At 50.1% G+C, this 23,325-nt stretch carries 14 protein-coding genes; 10 read left to right on the top strand and 4 right to left on the bottom strand.

The window, feature by feature from the left end:
- The 5 genes from AC1DIS_RS28550 to AC1DIS_RS28530 all read left to right on the top strand — a co-directional run.
- A partial coding sequence (locus tag AC1DIS_RS28550; RefSeq protein WP_477781246.1) for an NAD-dependent epimerase/dehydratase family protein occupies nucleotides 1-687 on the top strand: 687 nt, incomplete at its 5' end.
- Entirely contained in the window at nucleotides 684-1,703 is a 1,020-nt protein-coding gene (locus AC1DIS_RS28545) for an MraY family glycosyltransferase (RefSeq protein WP_477781245.1), read from the top strand. The genes AC1DIS_RS28550 and AC1DIS_RS28545, both read left to right, overlap by 4 nt.
- Before the next feature lie 136 nt (nucleotides 1,704-1,839).
- Entirely contained in the window at nucleotides 1,840-3,777 is a 1,938-nt protein-coding gene (locus tag AC1DIS_RS28540) for a glycosyltransferase family 2 protein (RefSeq protein ID WP_111454895.1), read from the top strand.
- Nucleotides 3,778-4,501: 724 nt separating this feature from the next.
- Complete coding sequence (locus AC1DIS_RS28535; protein WP_477781244.1) at nucleotides 4,502-9,451, top strand: glycosyltransferase; 4,950 nt, start codon at nucleotides 4,502-4,504, stop codon at nucleotides 9,449-9,451.
- 197 nt (nucleotides 9,452-9,648) lie between these two features.
- The gene (locus AC1DIS_RS28530; RefSeq protein ID WP_477781243.1) at nucleotides 9,649-10,695 is read left to right on the top strand and encodes an NAD-dependent epimerase/dehydratase family protein; all 1,047 of its coding nucleotides are present in this window, start codon (nucleotides 9,649-9,651) and stop codon (nucleotides 10,693-10,695) included.
- A gap of 299 nt (nucleotides 10,696-10,994) precedes the next feature.
- On the opposite strand, the gene AC1DIS_RS28525 is transcribed toward AC1DIS_RS28530, so the two are convergent.
- The 3 genes from AC1DIS_RS28525 to AC1DIS_RS28515 form a co-directional block, all read right to left on the bottom strand.
- On the bottom strand, nucleotides 10,995-12,215 hold the full coding sequence (locus AC1DIS_RS28525; RefSeq protein ID WP_477743463.1) for an acyltransferase family protein: 1,221 nt from the start codon (nucleotides 12,213-12,215) through the stop codon (nucleotides 10,995-10,997).
- Nucleotides 12,216-12,677: 462 nt separating this feature from the next.
- Entirely contained in the window at nucleotides 12,678-13,421 is a 744-nt protein-coding gene (locus AC1DIS_RS28520; protein ID WP_064616677.1) for an ABC transporter ATP-binding protein, read from the bottom strand.
- Between the two features lie 13 nt (nucleotides 13,422-13,434).
- Nucleotides 13,435-14,235, bottom strand: a complete 801-nt coding sequence (locus AC1DIS_RS28515) for an ABC transporter permease (protein WP_064616679.1) — start codon at nucleotides 14,233-14,235, stop codon at nucleotides 13,435-13,437.
- Between the two features lie 334 nt (nucleotides 14,236-14,569).
- Here AC1DIS_RS28515 and AC1DIS_RS28510 point away from each other — a divergent pair, with 334 nt between their 5' ends.
- The 5 genes from AC1DIS_RS28510 to AC1DIS_RS28490 all read left to right on the top strand — a co-directional run bounded on the left by AC1DIS_RS28510 (nucleotide 14,570) and on the right by AC1DIS_RS28490 (nucleotide 20,929).
- Nucleotides 14,570-16,564 (top strand): polysaccharide biosynthesis protein, encoded by a 1,995-nt coding sequence (locus AC1DIS_RS28510; protein WP_477743462.1) that lies wholly within the window; start codon nucleotides 14,570-14,572, stop codon nucleotides 16,562-16,564.
- Nucleotides 16,565-16,608: 44 nt separating this feature from the next.
- Nucleotides 16,609-16,902: a ComEA family DNA-binding protein gene (locus tag AC1DIS_RS28505; RefSeq protein WP_477743461.1), complete on the top strand. Its 294-nt coding sequence runs from the start codon at nucleotides 16,609-16,611 to the stop codon at nucleotides 16,900-16,902.
- Nucleotides 16,903-17,474: 572 nt separating this feature from the next.
- Nucleotides 17,475-17,759, top strand: a complete 285-nt coding sequence (locus AC1DIS_RS28500) for a hypothetical protein (RefSeq protein ID WP_477743460.1) — start codon at nucleotides 17,475-17,477, stop codon at nucleotides 17,757-17,759.
- A 698-nt stretch (nucleotides 17,760-18,457) separates the two neighbouring features.
- The gene (locus tag AC1DIS_RS28495; RefSeq protein ID WP_477743459.1) at nucleotides 18,458-19,579 is read left to right on the top strand and encodes a glycosyltransferase; all 1,122 of its coding nucleotides are present in this window, start codon (nucleotides 18,458-18,460) and stop codon (nucleotides 19,577-19,579) included.
- A gap of 204 nt (nucleotides 19,580-19,783) precedes the next feature.
- Nucleotides 19,784-20,929 carry an acyltransferase family protein gene (locus tag AC1DIS_RS28490; protein ID WP_477745512.1) on the top strand — a complete coding sequence of 382 codons (1,146 nt, stop codon included), beginning with the start codon at nucleotides 19,784-19,786 and terminating at the stop codon, nucleotides 20,927-20,929.
- A 362-nt stretch (nucleotides 20,930-21,291) separates the two neighbouring features.
- On the opposite strand, the gene AC1DIS_RS28485 is transcribed toward AC1DIS_RS28490, so the two are convergent.
- On the bottom strand, nucleotides 21,292-23,325 hold a 2,034-nt coding region (locus AC1DIS_RS28485; RefSeq protein WP_477781242.1), incomplete at its 5' end, for a glycosyltransferase.

Raw genomic sequence — 23,325 nt, 5'->3', positions numbered from 1 at the left:
GTGGAGGGCACTCTTCGGTTGGCAAAGCGCGCCGCTGAATCGGGAGTCAAACGCTTCATCTTCATCAGTTCGATCAAGGTCAATGGCGAAAGCACCCAGCCAGGCAAGCCGTTCAAGGCTGATGATACACCGGCCCCGGCGGATCCTTATGGCGTGTCCAAGCACGAGGCTGAACAAGGCCTGAGAAAACTTGCTCGCGAAACCGGAATGGAAGTGGTGATTATTCGCCCGCCATTGATCTATGGGGCGGGTGTTAAAGCCAATTTTCTGAGTATGCTGCGCTGGCTGAACAAAGGTATTCCGTTACCGTTGGGAGCGGTTCGGAACCAGCGTAGCCTTGTGGCGATCGGAAACCTGGTGGACCTTGTAATCACCTGTATCGATCATCCTGCCGCAGCGAACCAAACCTTTCTGGTCAGTGATGGCCAGGACTTGTCCACAACTGAAATACTACGTCGCCTGGGCAATGCGCTCGGGACGAAGGCCTGGCTCTTGCCACTGCCAAAGTGGTTGCTGGTAATGGCAGCTTCGGCATTGAGAAAGCAATCTGTTGCTCAACGGATCTGCGGGTCATTGCAGGTCGACATCAGCAAAAATCGTGAATTATTGGGGTGGACCCCCCCCATCAACATGGATGAAGCCATGCGCCAAACCGCAGGTCACTATCTGGACGCGCAGACGAAATGACTTTTTTGTGGCTGCTACTAGCAGTATTCGTTGTTTCCTGGGGGCTGACGTTTGTTTTACGTCGTTATGCTTTGGCCAATAGCTTGATGGATACACCAAACGAGCGCAGCTCTCACTCTGTGCCTACTCCTCGGGGTGGAGGTGTAGCTATTGTTGTCTCCTTTCTGTTGGCGCTTCTGATCCTTCGGGGGCTTGATTTGATGAGCCTGGCGACGCTCGTCGGTTTACTGGGGGGCGGCTTGTTGGTCGCGCTTATCGGTTTTGCCGATGATCACGGGCATATCGCCGCAAGGTGGCGCCTATTAGGCCATTTTGCAGCCTCGATATGGGCGTTATATTGGCTGGGAGGCTCTCCTGGCGTCACGCTCTTTGGAGTCACCCTTGATCCAGGGTGGATTGGGAATATTTTGTTTGTGCTGTATTTGGTCTGGATGCTGAATCTTTACAACTTCATGGATGGCATTGACGGCCTGGCCAGTGCTGAAGCGATCAGCGTCTGCCTCGGAATGTTGCTGGTCTATTGGTTTAGCGCAAACCTCGAACTGGCCTGGGGGCCTCTGGCTCTGGTAGCTGCGGTCGCGGGCTTTCTCTGTTGGAACTATCCGCCGGCGAAAATTTTCATGGGAGACGCAGGCAGCGGTTTTTTGGGGATTGTATTAGCAGGGATGTCGATTGAGGCAGCCTCCAAGTCGCCCGAGCTGCTCTGGAGCTGGTTGATCATGCTTGGCGTTTTCATTGTTGATGCGACGTGGACCCTGATGCGCAGGCTTTTACGAGGTGAAAAGGTATATGAAGCCCATCGCAGTCATGGTTACCAATATGYCTCTCGCAAGCACCGTAGCCATAAAACAGTAACGCTGGCATCGATCACTATCAATTTTGTATGGCTCATGCCGTTATCGATCGCTGTAGCAAGTGGCTGGATTTCCGGGTTTTTTGGTATGGTCGTAGCTTATGCGCCACTGCTGTTTATCGCACGTACCTACAAAGCAGGAGAGTCGGAGCAAGTAGTGTAATTAAAAAGCGTCAAAAACACATATCAACACGGGTTTGCATGGTCGCCTCTCTTATAGAGCATCTAGGGATGTACCTGCCGCTGATGTTGTGATATTTGCAGGTCGCTAAGTTGCATTGGTTAGGGAGTTCGATTTGATGAGTGGTTTATTCAGTATGGTTGCTTCAAAAATCTGGCAAGTCATAACGCGTTTTTCACGAGGGCTGCGCTCTTTTTTGGCTAAGTCTAAAGCGTTTATTCGGCCCTTTTACCAAAAGTTTCCTTTCCTTGTGTGGATTCGTGTTCGTATACATTTGTTTTTCAAGCGTTTGCGCGAAAATATAATGTTAGTGATTAATTCGCGGAATAATACCAAGGCTATCCAGGCTATATTGAATCGTCGTTTCTCACGGTTCCAGAGCTCGTCGATCGCTCAGGCGCAACCAGTTATTGATGTGTCGGTGGTGACGTTCAATAGTGGCAAGTGGATTGATGGTTTTTTTGAATCGTTAAGAGCGCAAAATTACCCGCTCAGCAAATTGAATATGTTCTTTGTTGATAACGGGTCTTCGGACAGCACCCTCGAAGCATTGCAGCGTTGGCAGACATTGCTTGGTCAGGAAGTGGCTGGTTTCGACATTATGGAAGGCGACAATGTCGGGTTTGGTGCCGGGCATGAAAAGGCAATCCGTAAAGGACGCTCTGAATATTTTCTTGTTAGTAATGTGGATATCGTTTTTGCCAAAGACTCTATAACCAAAGTGGTGGCTGCTGCTTTGGCTGATGCCAAGGCTGAGGTGGCATCCTGGGAGTTGAGGCAGGCACCTTATGAACACCCTAAATATTATGATCCGGTAACGTTGGAAACCAACTGGTCGTCCCATGCTTGCGTACTTGTAAGAAGGTCGGCTTACGTTGAAGTCGGTGGATACGAGCGCGAGATCTTCATGTATGGCGAAGACGTCGAGCTTTCCTATCGCTTCAGGTCCTATGGATACCAACTCAAGTATTGCCCGTCCGCCGTCGTCTATCATTATACCTATGAGCATGAGCATCATATAAAACCGATTCAGTATACCGGCAGCACGCTGGCCAATGCTTATATCAGGCTGCGCTATGGGAATTTGAGCGATAGAGTGGGTGGCTTTATCTTGCAGTGCCTGCTTTTGCTCCGTCCAGAACCCTATGCTGGCGCCCGTCGCGATGTGTTCAGAAACTTCGGTGTGATATTCAAGAAGGCTCGGTATTTTATGCGGGGCAAGGGACCGAGTGAAAACTGCTATTTCCCTTTCAGGGGCTTTGATTATGAAATGATCAGGGATGGGGCGTTCTGGGAGGTGGGCGAATCATTGGCTGATTACCCTCTTGTTACTGTGGTTACTCGAACTTACAAGAATCGAGGAGAGTTTCTCAGACAGTCCATGATGTCTGTGTGTAATCAGACGTACCCGAATATCGAGTTGATAGTCGTTGAGGATGGCGGTTCTACGATGAGCTCGGTTGTGTCTGATTTTGAATTTCCGGAGGGAATGAGTGTTAGTTACTACTCCCTCGATAAAGTCGGTCGTTCGGTGACCGGTAATTATGGTTTGGAAAAGGCTGCCGGAAAATATTGCATGTTTCTCGATGATGATGATTTGCTTTTCGCGGATCATGTCGAGGTGCTTGTTGGTGCGTTGGCGAAAAATGCTGACGCGGTAGCGGCCTACTCATTGGCGCTGGAAGTCGGTACTGTTGCCAGTGGCGTGGAAGGGCAATATTTTGAGGTTAGCCATGCGGTACCTCCGATTCTCAAGCAAGAATATGACTATGAGGTTCTGCTGGATCACAACTATATAGCTATCCAGTCTCTCCTTTTTCAAAAGGATCTCTTCTTGCAACGAGGCGGATTTCAAACCGATATGAGCAGTCTCGAAGACTGGAATCTTTGGTTGCGGTATGGTTATGGCAATAAGTTTGTTTATGTGCCAAAAACCACGTCTTTGTTTAGAACTCCAGGTGACCCCACTGTACGGGTAGAGCGGCATATGCAGTTGCATGACGCATATTATATTGCCAAGAATCACGCGCTGAAAACGTGTAAGAGTTATACCTGAATTCGTGCTTTAGCGGTTTGTGGTATCGAGTTTTTGAATTGAGTCATTCCGAGTGAGTGACTCTTTTTTTGTATTTTTCTACTGATGTAGCTCTGGCTCGTTAGTCGAAGTGGTTGGTTTTGTATACGATTTGTTGACTCTTTATTGGTTTTTTGCTCCTCAATATTCTGGCTTTTTTTCAGATGGACGGCGGCAGCCCTTTAAAGTAATCAAATCTGGCTGTTTCGGGAGGGGGCGCAGGTCTGGGCCGGGATGGTTTCGAGCGGTGCCCATCCTCTGTCCCGTCAACGATTCAGTCCGCCGTGTGTCTGCCTGGGGTTGACGTGTTTTTCGCTCTTGGCGGTAGGGGGGAACCTTTTTTGTTGGGGGCTGCAGCTAGACCATAGGTAAGGAACCCGGTATTTCTGAGCTATTTTGAATGTTAAGACCAAAAAATGTTATAAATCAGTTTTGGATGGTTTCGCGCTTGTTTGCTCCGGGTCAGTGACCGCGTTTGAGGTTCACTCGGCCCAAGGGGGCTAACGTCGTCGACGTAAAGTCGTCGTGGAACCAGGGAGTGGTCATTTGCGAGTGTTACCCTTTTATGTAGGGCTATGGTTGTAGCCGTCTTACAGGGTGTTCGTATTAGTGCAGATAATTTACTCGTTTGGAAGTGCGTTGCTGAGAGTCAGCATGCCCATAGGATTTTTTGACGCATATGCTAAATATTAGTGATTTGTCATCAGTGGACAAACAAAAAGTCTTCGACTATCTCAAGTGGAACAGTTTCCGTTCCGAGAAGTACAAGGTTTTATACGTTAGTACCCCCAAAGTTGCGAGTACTTCCCTGAAGTGGTGGTTTGCGTCACTGGAAGGTTGCTCGCAGGCCTTGCGCGGCGTCGGTGAGGCTGCGGGAAGCAATTCTGATCAAGTTGTTCACGAGATTCACAAGGTTGCGCCCCATGTCAGCGGGCTGGAAATAGACGACCTTTTGGAACCGCTTCTTGCTGATACATATTTTCGATTTGCCGCCGTACGAAATCCTTATAAGCGCATCTTCTCCGCATGGCAGTCGAAAATACTGTTACAAGATCCGGAGCAGGTCGCATCGTATCCAAAGTTTGAGTTATTACAGCAGCCGGTAAAAAGCGTAGCGGATGTTGCTTCGGCTTTTGAGGCGTTTCTGGAGTATCTCGCAAGTAATAGCGCATCTTCACCTGAAAAAGATTTTTGGGCGCCTCAAGCCACGCTATTGCGTCCGGATTTGATCAATTATTCCCTGTTGGTCAAAATTGAAAACTCCTCTGAACTCCATAAAGCATTATCGGAGCACTTCGGTGAGCAGGCCGCCGATCCTTTCGCAGAGCCTTCGCAAAGTGAAAATGTCATTCCCTTCCTTCCTGCTTTTATAACGGAACGAAGTGCGAGTTTGATTAAAGAGTTGTATGCCGAAGATTTTGATGTCTTCGAATATGATAGGCAAGTACCAGAACGTACAGAAGCGTTTTCGGTAGAGCAGTTGGATCTTGCGTTTGACGCGGCCAGGCTGATTCGGGAAAGTCGTCAACAAATAGGTGCGCGCTCCCTTCAAATTCAGGACTTGACCCAACAGATCGAGGATTTGAATCAGCGAATTGCCTCATTGAACCCGACTCTGTTCGAGCGTGAATCGCAGTTAAAAGAGCTCATGGGTTCTTTGGTTAAACGTGACCGGCATATCGCCAGTCTTGAGCAATCTGTGGGTGTGCTCAATAGGCAGTTAGTCGATCTCAAAGCCGTTTTGGTTGATTACGAAAAAGAGAATGTCAGTCTGAAGGCTGATCTGCTCAAGACGCAGCAGGAACTCCAGGCATTACTCTCTTCGCATTCCTGGCGTTTAATGTCGTCTGTGCGCATGGTTTCAGGGTTTGTGCGAGAGTCCGTCCATAACGTCAGAACGCTGACATGGAGTAAAGTTGTCGACTCGTTAAGGCGTCGTCGAGAGCTTTATAACGAAAATACTCTTCGTGAGATTCAGGAAAGCGGGTTGTTTGATCCGGATTATTACCTGGCCAATAATGCAGAAGTGCGTGCAAAAGGCACTGATCCACTCAAGCACTACATGCTCAAGGGCTGGATAGAAAATCGCAATCCTTGCGCCGCTTTCAGTCCTTCGGATTATCTGTTGGCCAACCCTGATGTTGCCGAGGCTCAGGTTCATCCGCTGCTTCACTACATTCAATGCGGACAGCTCGAAGGTCGCCCAATCAGATTGCCAGTTCGCATTTGCGAAATGACGGCGGTCAAGCGTCGACCCGTCGGGCGCAATGCGGTTTTCAATCCGTATGGTGAATATACACCGATACCGGTTCTCAAGGCTGTGCTCGAGGCACAGATCGAAGCCGTCAAAAAGTCAGGATTGTTCGACGAGAAGTACTACCTTGCGATGTACAGCGATGTGCCAGAGGTCTCGGTCGATCCGCTCAGGCACTACTGTGAACAGGGCTGGCGCGAAGGTAAAAATCCTTCCATGGACTTTGATACGCGCGCCTATCTCGCACTTTACAAAGACATTCAACACATTGGTCTCAACCCGCTTTGGCATTACATTGTCACTGGCGCGGCGGAGCATAGAATAGCGGTACCGGATGCACTCATTAATCACGAAAACGACATCCGTTTTGGTGAGGTTAACAGCGACATCAAGTTGCTCGCGTTCTATGTATCGCCTGACTGGGAGGCGTTGCGTAGTGCCAGATTCGCTGCCAAAGGCAATTCGCAGCGACCACGTCCTGACAAGATGCTTGGGTTGTATGATCCGTTGGATGGGCGTGTGCTCACCCAGCAGGTACTCAGTGCCAAGAGCCATGGCTTTTTTGGCTTTTGCTTTAAACTGAGCGCGGATTCGGTTGTGCAAGCGTCGCCACAGCCTCTGGACATTTTTCTTGCCCACACAGAAATCGACTTTAATTTCTGCGTTCAAATAGATTTGCATCTGGAAGGCCTGGCGAACAACTTGATTACGCCTGTTGTTGCAGTTCTAGCTGATAAGCGATGTGTGCGGGTTGATGAGCGTCCCGTCATCGTGGTTAAGCTCAATGAGTACGACGAAGACATCGTTGATTCAATTCGCAAGCTACGTGAGCGATTGAATGAACTGTGTGACGGCGTGTACCTGATTGCTCAGTTTGGTTTTGCGGGTTCGGAAGAGTTGGCGCAGGACCTGGATGGTTTGTGTGACGCCGTGCTTGATCTTTCTGCAGATCCTGTACCGGGCGAAACTGGCGTATTTACACCGCAAAACAAGAATGGAATAGATACCGTTCCGTATAACCTTGTTGCTTCGCAAGGGATCGTACGAGCGCAGAAAACACATCTTCGTACTACTCCGGTTTTCCACGCTATTTCATTGGGGCGTGATGAAACTGCGCTTAAGCAATATTCTCCTCTTGTGTATTCGCGCTTTCACATTCGTGACTATGGACGTTGGCTTGACGCGGCGATCAGGGGCGCGAGAAAGGCGCTCCCCGAGGATCGCCGTCTACTGTTCGTGAATGCCTGGAACAATTGGCAGGAAGGACTTTTCCTTGAGCCAGACAGTATCACCGGTTTTGGTCGGTTGAACGAAACAACACGCGCTTTGCTGGATATTGATTCCAGTATCGTTATGCCAAAAGTTTCGGTAATTGTTCCAAACTATAATCATGAGAGCTACCTTGCTCGTCGGCTGGATAGTATTTATGGGCAGACTTACAAGAATATAGAAGTTATCCTGATGGATGACTGTTCGACTGATGATAGCCGTTCGGTGTTAACTGGTTATGCGGAAAAGTACCCTGATATAACGCGCTTGTTGTTCAATGAGACGAATTCGGGTGGCGTTTTTCATCAGTGGGCTAAGGGGATCAAGGCGGCCAAAGGTGATCTGGTATGGGTCGCTGAAAGCGATGATTACTGTGATGAGCGTTTCCTGGAGGCGCTTGYTAGTTGTTTTGATGATGAAGCGGTCATGCTTGCGTACTCGAAATGTGAGTTCGTAACGACCGACGAAGTTGTGATGCCGGACCAGTTCCTTAACTATGTAAGTGATCTGGAGTGTGCGAATAAATGGGCGGGTTCCTATGTAAGCACAGCGCATAACGAAGTGCGCTCGGCGTTGGGTATTAAAAACACAATACCTAATGCCAGTGGCGTGCTTTTCAAGCGTCCCGTTGATATGCCACTGTTGGATGATCAGTCGTGGTTATCAATGAAGGTTGCCGGTGACTGGGTCTTCTATTTGCACATCATGCGTGGYGGAAAGATTGCTTACTCCACTGAGGGTACAAACTATTTCCGTCGACATTATGCAAGTACTGCCAACACCACTTATCGCAAAGAGGTCTTTTATCGCGAGCTCGGGGTGGCGAACAAAACGGTCCAGTCCCTCTACAATGTTCCGATGTCGGTGCTTGAGGCTTGTGAGGAATCCAGCAAGAAGCTGTATGACCACTATGTCGGGGGCTCCGCAGAAGAGTTTCTACGTTGGTACGACCATGATTCGATTGTTCGTGCAAGGGCTGACCGACTGCCGAACGTGATGGTTTCCACCATCGGCTTCTATCCGGGCGGTGCCGAAATTCTCCCGATTCGACTGGCAAACGAGTTTAAACGCCAAGGTATTTCCGTCTCCTTGTTTAGCGCCGGGATACCAAAACGCGAAGATGGTGTTCGCAAGATGCTGAGAAACGACGTGCCGGTGATCGAGACGTCGAATATCGAATCAGTGAAAGAGATCATTCATGATTTCGGAATTGAAGCACTTAATAGCCACCAGTGGTACGTTCAGAAGTATCCGGTCGATGTCCCGGATGTTTTTTCCGAGCTTGGCGCCCATGTGGCTGCTCTGCACGGGATGATTGAACATGGCAATGGAGTGACTGATGAACAGTTGCGCATTGCTGACAAAGGTGTCAGTACATGGGTCTACACCGCTGAGAAAAATCTTGTTCCTTTCTCGGACATCTCACTGTACGACAAGTCTTCTCCCCGTTTCGTCAAGGTTCCTAACGGGTTGCAGCCGCCGGAAATCGTTCCAATCTCGCGCGTGCAGATGGGTATACCGGAAGATGCTTTTGTATTGTGTTGTGTCAGTCGGGCAATTCCCGATAAAGGCTGGGGCGAAGCTATCCAGGCGGTAGAACTTGCGCGATCACTTTCCGGTCGGGACATCCGTATTATATTGGTCGGTAATGGCCTGGTGTACGATGAATACTGTCAAGCAGGTGCGCCGGACTTCGTTTACCTGGCTGGCTTTAGTGATAACTCCGTAGGCCATTATGCTGCCGCGGACATGGGCATCATGTTATCGACCTTCAGGTCAGAGAGTTTCCCTCTGACCATTGTCGATTGTCTGTTCGCCGGCAAGCCATACATTGCCACAGACGTAGGCGACATCAAAAACATGTTGACGATAGAGAGCGGCGTTGCCGGGGAGATTATCGGGTTGGAAGATTGGGTCGTCCCAATCGAGAGTGCGGCCCGCGTGATTGCAGAGTTCGCGACAGATGAACGGAAATACAAGGAAGCCGTCGGCCTGGTGAAAGACGTTTCCAGTCGATATCGAATTGACGCCGTTGCCTCTCAATATCTTCGTTTGTTCGAGCGTGACATTCAGCAGCGCAGGGCGGAGCCGGCGAAGGCCGAAGCCGCTGGCCTGACTGTCCAAGACCTGTAGCCGGAGTTGCTGTAAGCAGGACAGCTAGCGTTAAGGGGAGGGCTCACAGGGCAGGTCCGGCTGATTACCAGGCCTGCGCTGAGAGCAAGACGGGCGTCTCCGGCAATTTGGTAAGCCGCCTCTCTTGACGTATCATTAGCCGTCACAGTGTGTTCCGTTAAACAATAAAGTGTAGGTCGTTGCAATGGTTGCCAAGGATGGGGCAGGTCACGCCCGCCTTGTCTGCTGCTGCACAAGGCGGCAGTTTCAACCATATCAAGCGCTGGAGGGCAACGTTGAATAATTCCGAGAACACTTCCCCTAATCCCGTTAAGCGGTCCCTGGTTTTGGGGGGGCGTGGTTTCATAGGCACCCACTTGATAGACGCATTGCTCGATCAGGGCCATTTTGTGCGCTGTTTCGATCGTCCCAATGTGGCGCCGTTGGGTGAATCCCACTTCAATCATCCTAATTTCGAGCTTTGCGAAGGAGACTTCACCAGCGAGGCCGAAGTCGCCAAGGCATTGGAAGGTTGCGATGTTTGCTATCACCTGGTGTCTACGACCCTCCCCAAGTCTTCAAATGCGGATCCCGTCTTCGATGTGGAGAGCAATGTCGTTGCGACCATCCGCCTGCTAAACCTCGCGGTGAAGTCCGGGCTGAGGAAGATTGTTTTTATCTCCTCCGGCGGCACGGTGTATGGAGACCCTACGCAAGTACCTATTCCAGAAACCCATGCTACTGACCCGGCTTGTTCCTATGGAATTGCCAAGTTGGCGATCGAGAAGTATTTGGCGCTTTTCCATCGCTTATACGGCCTTGATTATACTGTTCTACGTCTTGCAAACCCCTTTGGTGAGGGGCAGCGCACCTATGCTAGCCAAGGCGCGGTAGCCGTATTCCTTGGCAAAGTCCTGCGTGGCGAGACGGTTGAGATTTGGGGCGATGGCACGGTTGTACGTGACTACATTCATGTCTCTGATGTGGTGAGAGCGTTGTTGGCATCGTCAGCGCAATCCGGTGAAGAGCATGTGTTCAATATCGGTTCAGGGCGCGRACATAGTCTCAATGAGGTTCTTGATGCGATCGAGAGGGTCACGGGGCGAAATGCCAGTCGTGAGTACTTGTCGGGTCGAGGATTTGATGTGCCTGTCAGTGTCCTGGATATCGAGCGCGCCAAACAGTCTTTGGGGTGGGCCCCTTTCGTGAGTTTCGATGAGGGGTTGGAGCGCTTTGCTGCTTGGTTATTGGATAATCCGGAATAAGCACGTTGATTTAACGATGTAAACACTGCATAAGCCCGCTTCTTGGAAGGTGAGCTTATGGGGTGGTTACGATCTCTGGGAAGGCTTCAAAAGCGGGGGGCATAAGGCGTCAAATCGATCTGTAAAGGGTTGCCATCCGGCCGGGTTGTGACGAAAGAAATGCCCTTCTAGAATATTACATATAAGAACGCCGATTTGTTGAATATGTTTGCATCCGCGAACATCATCAATCAAGTCGGCGTTCTTGTTTCTGTATTTCCTTTCATCCGTGAAAGGCCATTTACGCACCTGTAGCTGATTTATCGGTGGTCGGCAGGTGCATCTTGTGGGTCGAGTCGATGGACTAATTGTTTTTCTTTCAATAGTTTTCGTGTGATTGAATTGACCTGCTTAACCCACCAGTCGTCAAAGCGAGAGAGTGGTACTGCTAGTGCTATTGAAGTGGTAGCGGTGACAATAAATACGATAATTAAGCTTTGTGTGTTGCTGATTCCATGATTTGCAAGTTTGATATATACGTAGCTTGATAGCGAGCAGATCACAAGGGTGTGGACAAGATAGAGTGGAAAACTGATTTTTCCAATGCCTCTTAAAAATTTTCCGTTCAGGTTTTTAAACACTTTTTGATTGCTCATGGTTGCGAATATTATGCAGGCAGAACCAAGTGTGTGGAGCAAGGTTTGGGTGTGAGCTTTCATAATATCTGGGATGACTGAAGCCCAAGCGTATGATTTTTCCGGGATCATGTATCCGAGCAAGTATAGCCCGAAAATAATTAATGCTATGGAAGCGAGGAAGGGGATTTCATTTTTGTTTTTGGTCAGATAAACAGAAAGAAATGTACCGGCAACAAAGGGGAATATGAAGTCGTTATAGAACAGTGCTGATATTGAAATGATTATGAAGGCATAAGTAAGGTAGCGGTATTCGAGTATTACTGAAATAAAGCATGCAAGCATAAAGACAATCATGCTGCCGTAAAATTCGGGTTTCATAGTCCAAAGGTTTGTATTGTAGCTAGCTACTCCTGTGAAAAAAGTTGTCATTCCTTGTGTTAGAGCTCCCCAGAAGCTCGGTTCAAACCCTGGCGTCCATCCGTAAGCAAATGTCGCAAGCCATGGGCTCAAGCTAAGTTGTGAAGCGTCGTGGAAATAGTAAAAACCAAGCTTGAATAAGCAGTAGCTTGCGACAGTGGTAATCGTTACTGTGGCGGCCAGTCTAGGAAATCTTTTAAGAAATGCCAGAAGCAGTTTTTGTGGGTTTTCATGATTAAAATAGGACCAGCATAAAACAAACCCGGAAAGGGTGAAGAAAAAACCGACAGCTGCTGTGCCGTTAAAAAGAGCAAAATATGGCTGCCCTATTAAACTGTCTTTGTTTCGTGCGTCCCCTAATAATCCAGTTGTATATGGGGAAAACCCTAAAAAAAAATGGTGAACAAGCACAATAAATGCAGCTATTCCCCTATAGGCTTCAAGAGGGAATAGTCTATTGTTTCCGGATTCCAATTTTGCTGACATGTCAGGCCTTGAATATTTATAGTTTGATCTATAAGCGAGGGATGATAGGCATGTTTATTTGTTTTGGCTAGCCTTGGCCCATAGCTGTGGGGGAAGTTGCCCAGCGGTGGCGTCGTCTCTCTCCGCGCTGGGGGGATTTTCACACGGTCGCCGAATTTGTTGGCGAGCACGTCAGCGCAGATAGGTGAATAACGTCACCATAATGACCCGTTCAATCGGAGTTGCGAGGCTATCGATAGTTTTTTTGGGGGGATTGGATGCAGATAAACATTTTCGGCTGTTGCGTCGGGTTACATCATGAGGTGTAGCTGGCAAGAGGCGTTGTTGCTTTGGCTTCTACGCTGCAATGGCTAAGCGGCTACTTTCATAAAAAACCAATGTTCATCCTAACTTGATAAAGTGGTTTTTTATGAGTTCACCGGTTTATTAGCTTATTGAGGGTTGCAGGCGCGAACGAAAATATTAGTGGCCAAAATAAGCTCGGGTAACTGTTTCGGGGTCCGAGTCCATTTTTATTTTGCCGTGCTCCAGCCAAATGACCCGATTGCATGTATGCAGCACCAGGTCACGGGAGTGGCTGGCTATCACCAAAATGCTGGTGGCTTGGACCAGTTCGTTCATCCGGGCTTCTGCTTTGTGCTTGAAGCCTTCGTCCCCTACGGACAGCCATTCGTCCATGATCAATATTTCAGGTCTGATGGTCGTCGATACCGCAAAGGCCAGGCGCAAGTGCATGCCGGAAGAGTACGTGCGTACCGGCAGGTCAATGAAGTCACCCAGTTCTGAAAACTCAATGATTTCGTCGAGTTTTTCTGCAATATCGCTTTTTGTCATCCCAAGCAGGATGCCGCGCATGAAGATGTTTTCCCTGCCGGATGCCTCCGGGTCTATCCCTAATGAAATATCAATGAGGGAAGCGACTTCGCCGCTGATACTGGCGGTGCCAGCGGAGGGGGCGTATACACCGCTCAGCAGTCTGAGTAATGTGCTTTTGCCAGCGCCGTTATGACCGAGCAATCCAACCCGGTCTCCGTCATTGAGGGAAAAAGTAAGGTCCTCCAGTGCTCTGACGATCACTCGACCTTGGTCGTTGGCACTGAGTTTGCCGCCTGTAGCGACTTGAATCAGTTGCTTTTTCAGAGAGCGAGAACTTGCGTTGTAGATAGGGAAATCAACGCATGCGTTATGAAATTCAATACAAGCCATAATAGTTTTCTTCTTAGAGCCAATAAGCAATGCGACGTTTATAGAGGCCATAGATGATGATCGCTATGCACCAGCCAAACAGAGCCATGCCCCCGGCCACGCACCAGCTAACAGTGCTCACATCCTGTCCGAGCAAGGGGGCCCTGACGATTTGTATGAGGTGATAGATGGGGTTCAAATCCAGTAAATAAGTGCCGGCTCGTCCTGGTAGCAGGCTTGGAAGCCACATGATTGGCGTCAAGTAAAAGGCAATTTGCAAGGCGCTCGCAATGATCTGCGGGAGATCGCGATATCGAGCGCATAAAAGGCTCAATATCAAGCAGATCCATGCCAGATTGAGAACAAGCAGTGCAAAGCCCGGGACACTCAACAGTGCTCCAAGACCCAGTGGCTTCTGAACAGCCAGCAGTACAAGCGGGAAAATGACGATGTTGTGCGCGAGGATCAAAGTATTGCGCCATATTGTGCGTAGAATATGCACGAATAATGGGATGGGGAGTTGTTTGATAATACTTTCTGCGGCGATGAGGCTGGTGCAGCCCTCTAACACGCAGGTAGAAATAAAACTCCAGAGAATCATACCTGCTGCAAGAAATGGCAGAAAGTCTTTCATGGGGGAGTTAAATATTTGGCCAAATACGAGGCCAATGGTACCAATCATAACGCCCATGCTGATGGTTAGCCAAAACGGTCCGACAGCAGAGCGCCTATACCGTTGACGTACATCCTGCCATCCGAGCATGCCTACCAGAGAATAGCGCTTTACAGCTGTCGCTATATCTGCCATGGCGGCGGTAATTGAGTTGTTTAGCATTCGAAACACCGGGTTGTCAAAACAGTCAATGATTGTAATCTTGTAGGAGGGGGGAGTGTCACTTTTTCCATCCCGTCTGGTTTCCAGTTTTTTGCGATCGCGGGATGTGCTCCACGTAGAGTGCCTCCCTCTGTTGCAAGGAGGGAGCATAAAGTCTGCAGCTATTTCGTATGGCGCGCGCTCGCTATCATGCCAAGCTTGGGCTATTCGTTAAAAAATAAGCGCTTGTGTCGAGCGGGCTAGGTGTGCTAGCGATCATAAATAACTCATTGAGGTTACAATGCTGATCAACGACCGCGTAAAAAGGGGGGGGGCTGCGTGCTCGAAAGTTTGAATGGATAAAGTACGGAGAGTTTTGCTGGGTTTGCCTCGTAGGCAAAAAAGACTGATACAGGTCGCCACCGATGTGGTTTTGGTGTGGGTCGCTTTGTGGCTGGCCTTTATCGTCCGCCTCGGCATCGACGACATGTACAATCCGCTAAAGTCGCATTTCTGGCTGTTCGTCAGTGCGTCGATTATTGCCATTCCCCTTTTCGTGCGCTTTGGCATGTACCGCGCCGTCATGCGCTACTTCGGCAATGACGCGCTGATTGCCATCGTCAAGGCAGTCAGTCTGTCCTCGCTGATCCTCGCCGTGGTCGTCTACTGGTACAGCAATCACGAAGTCGTGGTGCCGCGCTCCATCATCTTCAATTATTGGTGGCTAAGCCTGGTAATCATTGGCGGCCTGCGTCTGTGCATGCGTCAGTATTTCATGGGCGATTGGTTCACCGCTGCGCAGCATGTACCGTTTGTCAATCGAGACGATGGTTTGACCAAGGTCGCCATTTACGGTGCTGGCGTCGCGGGCAACCAGTTGGTTGCAGCGTTGCGCATGGGGCGCGTGATGCGTCCTGTGGCGTTTATCGATGACGACTCCTCTATCGCGGATCGTTCGATTGCTGGGTTGCAGGTCTTTAAGCCCAAGCATATTCAGCAGATGATCGACGTGACTGGTGCTCAGGAAATCCTTCTGGCGTTGCCGTCTTCGACTCGTGCGCGGCGTAGGGAGATTCTCAATTTTCTGGAGGACTTCCCGCTCCATGTGCGCAGTGTTCCGAATTTCACTGATCTGGCCAGTGGTCGGGTCAAGGTGGACGACATTCAGGAAGTYGACATTGCTGACCTGTTGGGGCGGGATTCGGTGCCGGCGCAGCCTGATTTGTTGGCTCGATGCGTCAAGGGCAAGACGGTTTTGGTGACGGGGGCGGGCGGTTCGATCGGTTCCGAACTCTGTCGTCAGATTTTCTCCCTGGGGCCAACCACGCTGTTGTTGTTCGATCATAGCGAATTCAATCTCTACAGCATTTTGTCAGAGCTCGAGCATCGTATTGCTCGTGAGTCGTTGTCTGTCCGGTTGTTGCCGATACTGGGGTCGATTCGTCATCCCCATAAACTTCTGGATGTGATGAAGACCTGGAATGTGGACACGGTTTATCACGCGGCGGCCTATAAGCACGTGCCGATGGTTGAGCACAACATTGCCGAAGGTGTGCTGAACAATGTGATCGGGACGCTCAATACCGCTCAGGCTGCATTGGAGGCAGGTGTTGCAAACTTTGTGCTGATCTCGACTGATAAGGCTGTACGCCCGACCAATGTCATGGGTAGCACCAAACGGCTGGCCGAGTTGACCTTGCAGGCCCTCAGTCGTGAGTTGGCACCGGTGTTGTTCGGGGACAAGTCCAATGTGTCCCGGGTCAACAAGACCCGTTTCACCATGGTGCGGTTCGGTAATGTGTTGGGCTCGTCTGGCTCGGTAATTCCGCGCTTTCACAGCCAAATCAAATCAGGCGGGCCCTTGACGGTTACCCATCCGAAGATTACCCGTTACTTCATGACCATTCCCGAGGCGGCACAACTGGTAATACAGGCCGGCTCAATGGGGCAGGGGGGGGACGTGTTTGTGCTGGACATGGGCGAGCCGGTCAAGATCATTGAGCTGGCGGAGAAGATGATTCACCTGTCTGGCTTGAGCATTCGCTCGGAGAAAAATCCGCAAGGCGATATTGCCATCGAATTCACTGGACTGCGTCCTGGGGAAAAACTTTACGAAGAGTTGCTGATCGGCGACAACGTGTCCGCTACCCGGCACCCGATGATCATGAGTGCCAAAGAGGACCATTTGCCTTGGGAAGTGCTCAAGCGCAACTTGACGGAGTTGCTGTCTGCCGTTGAGCGGGATGATTATTCGCGGGTTCGCCAACTTCTGCGTGACACTGTCAGTGGTTACGCCCCGGACGGTGAAATCGTCGACTTGATTTACCAGCAGCGTCGCCTCGAACCTTGATTGTTACAACTCTGTAACGGACACATTTTTGACAGAATTGTCCCATGACCAGTGCTTCTATTGCAGCCATTGCTGCACCTGTGGTCAACCCTGATAACGTTACCGCGCCGATGGTGCAAACTACACCCTCGGTGGAGTCTGTAAAAGTTGATCTGAGCGGGGCGGGCGCGACTACCTTGCAGCGTGAACTCTCAGGAGTCGGCGAGGCCAAGGCCAGGGCAATTGTTGCGTATCGCGAGAGTAATGGGCCATTTGCGTCGGTAGATGAGTTGTTGGAGGTCAAGGCCATTGGCAAGGTGATTCTGGGCAAGAATCGCGACAAGCTTGAGGTGAACTGATTCGTGGGCGCGAGTGCCAGAGGCCRGTCATTGACCGGCTTTTTTATTTGTGCGCCAAGCATAGCGTGTTGCGCGTTAGCGCAACCAGCCTGGCTGTGGTGGCCTCATTGGTGACTTGGAGGTGAAAGACCTCTTCAGGCCGGGCAGGGGGCGTGTTAGCCAGGGGCAAGGGTGTCTCGGCTGGCTGCGAACCTCGCTGCAGGGTAAGAAGTCTTTTATGAGCGAACTCAGCCCGGTTGCCCCACACCGGCCGACGCTTGGCGACTTTTGTCGTCCGCAACTCCACCGCCTCTGATATCGCGACGTTGCCACTGCGCACGTCGGTGTGCCCAAGCTTTACGTCGCGCAACCRCATGTAAGGCCGCTTGACAAATACGTAGGTCAGGTTCGCGAACGCGTAGTAGAGAATGGCGCGGGCACGCAATACTGAGCGACAGCTGAGGGAAATAGACAGCACGCGCGACTGAATATCCGGAGATAACTGCAGAATTGACCGACAGCAAGCCGCTCAGGATGAGGAAGGTCACAAATGCGACAGGCTAATATCGAGCCGTTCGCGTGAATGCCGACGGATGATTCAGCCGGACATAAGCACACAGCACGCCAATGAACAGCGAATGGAGGCGGCGCACGACGAAGGGCCGCGCTATATATCGAACCCTGCCCAGTCGGACAAGTGGAGTCCGAACGCGTTCCGGCAGGCAAGCGGCACACAGACGAACTATCGCGCGACAGTCGGTCTTCAGCAGCGTGCGCAGCACCACGAATGTGACTGGCAGCAGGAGATAAAACCATTCCTCGACCGCGAGGCTCCACGAGAAAAAAAGGGAGCGTCGGCCATGCAAAATTCAGCATGAACAGGAAGGACGACCAGATTTGCTTGAGATCGGCGACCCCGAACGTAACAAGATATGGCCAATCAGGAAACCGCTCAATACATAGAAAATCTCGACGCCGGTGACTGCTTGGGGGCAATGTAGGCGAGCAGCCTGCCCGGCGACGTGCCATGGGTGAGCGAGTGTCCGACAAGCACGGACAGTACAGCGATCGCGCACAAGACATCCAGCCCGAACACCCGTTCAGTCCGAGTGTCAGGCATATGAACATTCTTCGACATGGATCTGTCTTTTCCTTTTATTCTCGAGATCGACCAGCACTCTATTATTGCACTGCGCCCATCTCACTCCTTGTCCACACCACGGAGTTGCGCTTTCAGTGCTTGGACCCGCTACTCGCAGTGGTTCTGCGGGCTCACGTTCTAACCGATGGAGCATCGCTAAGGGGTATGACAATCAGGGGGGGTAGTGATGGCGGGTGGGGGCCTTGGATCGCTCCCTCGCAGCAGATCTGTTCGATCGCATCGAGATGATCTGTAACCCGCAACGCCTTCATGATTTCAATAATCTGTTGGTATCGGTAGAGTTCGAAAAGCATTACGTGATGAGCCTGGGAGCGTCTGGAAAATCCGGGGGGATTCAGTGTATAGTTTTTTGAAAGCGGAATTAGTACTTGCGCAGAATTGTGCGGTTCATGAAGTAGCGCAAAGGAGAGTAAAGTGGCAAAAGTGTCGATTGTGCTTACATCTTTCAATCATGATAAATACATCAGGCAGGCGATCGATACTGTTGTCAATCAGTCCTTCAGTGATTGGGAGCTGATCATCGTTGATGATGTATCGACAGATGCTTCTTGGGAGCTGATCCAGACCTACAATGACCCAAGAATCATCAAGATTCGGAATGATCGGACGCGTCGTTATATTTACAACATCAACCGTGCTATCGATACCCAGTCAACTGGCGAGTACATTGCCATCCATCACTCGGACGATGCCTGGGCGCTGGATAAACTGGAGAAGCAGGTCGCTATACTTGAGGCGAGTCCGCAAATAGGCGCAGTGTTTTCCCATGTGCAATGTATTGATGAAAACAACCGCCCGTTAACGATCGATTGGTTCAATCAGCCAAATAAATCCCGAGCAGCCTGGCTGCGGGGTCTCTTCTTCAATGAAAATCGTCTGTGCCATCCTAGTGCATTGGTCAGACGAAGCGCTTACGAGCAGAGCGGTTTGTATAAGTGTGCACATGCCCAGATCGATGATGCGGAACTGTGGACGCGCCTATTGAAGGTAAGCGACATCCATGTGGTTCAGGAAAAATTGACCTTGCATCGGATTTTCTCCGATCAGTCCAATGCCAGTGGTGATCGGCCGGACAGACGAACCCGGTTGAAGCTGGAGTGGCACCTGCAGAAGCAGCATTATGTCGACTTGCCACTCGCCGATATTCTTGAGGCCTTTCCGGAGTCTGAGCAATGGGTGACGGCTCAAGGGGCTAACAGTAAGTACCTGCTTGCAATGGTTGCCATCAACACAGGTAATTGCCCTGGTACTCGACTGTTTGGTATCGAGTTGCTGTACCAGTTAATGACCTGCCCCAAAGAGCAGGAGCATATCGAATCGATTCACGGCTTCAATTATCTTGATTTCATCTCGCTCACCGGTAAGGAGGATTTTTTCAGCCCTACCGCAGGTGCACCTGCACCTGCACCTGCACCTGCACCTGCACCTGCATCTGCATCTGCATCTGAATCTGAACCTTTTACCGTCCAGCCTGTAGCATCAGGCGGGTTGCGTGGTTTTGCAGGCAAGGTAATTCGCAAGCTGAGATCTGTGTAATATCTACGTGCTTCTCCGCAGTTGCGTCAGCGGCTGCGGATGGATGGTTTGCTCGACCCGCGCCAAACAAGGCGCCGGAGCGAGCCGGCGTTTGTGTGCGCTCCCTGAATACCTTTAAACCCTTACGGAGCAAGTGAAGCTAAGGTATCATTCCGGCCCCCATAAGCTATCGCCAGGATATTAGCCTTCATGGACAATAAGGGCATGATTGACAGTCTGACTTCGCTCCGTTTTTTTGCAGCCTTCGCAATCTTATTGCATCACGCAAGGGGCTCAGTTTTTTCTAGCGAATTCATGAGTGGGGTGCCGCTTGTTTTTGGTGTCAGTTTTTTCTTCGTGTTATCAGGGTTTATACTTAGTTATGTATATTCTGGGAGAATGGAGTCTGTCGGTCTTTATAGGTTTTATACTTCTAGGTTTTCAAAAGTATGGCCTTCGCATATTTTTACATTGCTCTTGGTTGTAGCCTTTCTTCCTTCATATGTGTGGGTGTTTGGTGCCAAGGATGGCTGGCTTGTTGCATTGCTTAATGTGTTTCTTCTTCAATCTACTGTTCCTGTTCCTGCGTACTATTTTTCATTCAATATGGTCTCTTGGAGTATCTCTGCGGAGCTATTTTTCTATGCGGTATTTCCGTTCCTGTTGTCAGGTCTGAATAAAAATTGGTACTTCAAACTAGCGGTTTTGCTTTTGCTGGGTGGGGTGTCTGCTTTTATTTTTGATTTGAGCGGTCGTGACTATTATTCTCCGGATAAATGGACAGAATTTTCAGGGTACGGTCTGGCATATATTAGTCCGCTATTCAGGGTTCAAGAGTTTTTCATGGGGATGCTGCTATTTAAGGTGTTTGACTACATTAAAGGGTGGAGGGGGTTCGGATTTGCTCTGTGCACCGCCCTTGAGGTTTTGTGCGTAGCTAGTGTTGTGTTTTTGACGCAGGGCATTGTAGCGGCTTCATATTCGCTCGTTGGACCTGGGAATAATGCGTCAGGTGAGTTCTGGACGCACTTTGCTATAAGCCTGTTTTTTGGTTTGGTGGTGGTGTGTTTTGCCATAAACAGAGGCTTGATATCAAAAATTCTAAAGCAACGATTGTTTGTGGTTCTTGGTGAAATAAGCTTTGCTATGTATCTGATTCACCAGATTGTTTTCAGGTTCTACATGTCGCACAAAAATATGTTTGAGTCTCTGCCAAAGGATGCGATATTTCCTTTGCTTGTGGTTGCTACCTTTGTATTTGCATATGGCATCTGGCGATTTGTTGAGTTGCCAGCTCAAGCCCAACTAAAGAATATGTTTTCTAAGCTGGGCCGCAAGCAAGAAAGTCGAAGTTCAACCGCGTTAACCTGATCAAATAATTCCCCAAAGCCCGCTCCGGCGGGTTTTTTTTGCCTGGAGAAAAGTGCGCCCGTCACTCAGCGGCAGTTGCTGCAGATTCTCCTGAGTGGTGGGTAGTTTTCTGCGCTTTTGTTCCTGCCCTAAACACCGCCATAAGCAAGTTAAACATTGCCAGTAAGTGCACAACAATCAGATGTCATCGGTAGAACTTGAAAAGTATTACGCAACGAGCTTGGGGGGATCAAGGAAGTCCGGGGCGGTTCAGCCTTCCCAGTGCCCGCTCCTCGGAGAGCAGCCGCTCCATAAACCCTGCTTCTTGGAAGGTGGGATTTATGGAGCGTTTACTTTGTTTTTAGCGGTTCCCTGCACGTGTGTTAATAGGTAATGCCCGGAACTACGGTGGTGACGATGTGTTTGCCATGGTTGCGGCAGGCTTCAGCCAACAGACGGGCAAGGATCCGTTCCTGCTCCGCGGCAGTAAGCTTTAGGCTCTTTAACGTCGACTTCCAACAGTCAGCATCGGCGAGCAACCTGCTCAAAATTGTTGGTGCTCCCCAGAATGATCCATTCACTGGGTACGGAAGGTGGTGTGAGGCGGGCGCGTCGAATCCAAGAGACTGACAAAGGCTTGAGATGATGACCGAGTCTGCGGTAGCGTCATGAATGTTAGGGTCTTCCGGGAAAACCAGCCCCAAAGCGGTATCGGATGAATCGCTGCTCAGGTGACTCGCGATGACTCCCAATGCATCGTACTTGCCGCCTATCATGTTTTCGATCAGGTACTGCTGATAGGTTTCCCAGTCGCTGAAATCGATGTCGATCGGGTCGGTGCTCAGGTTGATATGCGCGATCGCTGGGTAATCCAGGTAAGGAACGCTCGCCAGGTGTTTGAGGATCGCAAGTAATGGCTGATCTTCACTCACCAGTATGCTCAGTACTGAATATCGCTCTTTCTGAAGACATTGCTTGATGGTAAGAGCGGCCAGTTCGTCCGGAACAAGAATGACAACATCAATCTGGGCTGACTTTTTCACGAGAAGCTTGACGATTTGCTCGATAGAGTCGGCAGAGCGCAGGCTGATAAATATCAGCGATTTTCTATCGGTGGATGTGGAAGAGTGATCTTTCCAGGAAAGGTTCTGCGAGTTCCATGGCCCCTCGGGGCGGCCGGCACTCAGAAAGTGCGCCAATGGATCCTGAGCTCCGACCGCCGAGGCATTCATATCCTGGTAAACGAGGGGATCAAAGCCCGGGAATAACTTGCGTCGCAACACGCCGCGCGTCCACGAGCGTACGTATCGGCGAATAGCTTCAGTAGCCCCTGATAGCTGGACACCTGCCGGTGGGTAGTAGTCTAAATCAACAACCTCGGCCTGTTGTATCGTGGCTGCGTCAACCTGCTCCTGACGGGACAGGGCTGCATTACCCTCTGTAAGGGCGAGTAATTGTTCGACATAACGAGACATATTGAATTCGCGTGCAGCCAGAGATCGGACCTGCTCTCCGACCTTGTCCCGAGCTTCTTGCGACGAGGCCAGTCGAACGAGTTTGTTGGCCATGCTGTGGGGGTCTAGRTAAGGCGCGACGCACTCTTCCTGGAGGCCGTTGCGCTTAAGAATTTCTGCAATACCCGTTGTCTTGTCGAAACATAGAACCGGCAGGCCCAGGACCATTGCGTCAATGGCAACGTTGGGCAATGGGTCCAAACGGGAGGTCAACAGCATCATGTCGCTCAGGGCGTAGACATGCTCAATGGCGGCTGTTTCGGAAATAATCTTGAATTGCTCCGAGATTCCGGCGCGCTGGATCTGATCTTGAAGGTAAACAGAGTAATGATTATCTTTCTCTGGATTGTAATTATTACCGATCCAGACAAAACGGCACTTATGACCTATAGGTGAATTGATTACGCGGGTCGCGCACTCAATAAACAAGTCTACACCTTTGCGGATTTGTACCCAGCCGGCACCTAATATAACGATCGTGTCATCTTCAGGTCCGCCAGGGCGCATAATTTTTTGCAGCATCGCCTTCTCTGCTTCGATATGAGCTGGACCATGTACCTCGCCAGGGATAATGCTTTTGCCTTGCGCCAACACAGGAAGTTGACACGAAGTCAGTTCTGGCAGTATCTGTGTTGCACTGTCGAGTGTAATGTCGGCAGAGAAAACGGTTTGACTTGCCCATAGCAATGCATTTTGGATTCGCGTGCGGGGGCGAATATATACAGCGAACTCGTGGATCAAGCTGATTGTCGGAATATAGCGATCAGCCAAGGGTTTGAGTACTATATGGGATTCCATACTGTTCACAATCGCAAATTGAAATGAGTAGGTATCAAGGAACTTGCCTAATACCCAATTGGCGAAAGTCTCTTTGTGGTAAAAATCCACAGGGCCGGCAACTAT

The organism is Pseudomonas sp. 05N433 (genome assembly GCF_056396925.1).
The sequence above is the reverse complement of the archived record's forward strand: the minus strand, read 5'-3'. Positions and strand labels throughout refer to the sequence as shown.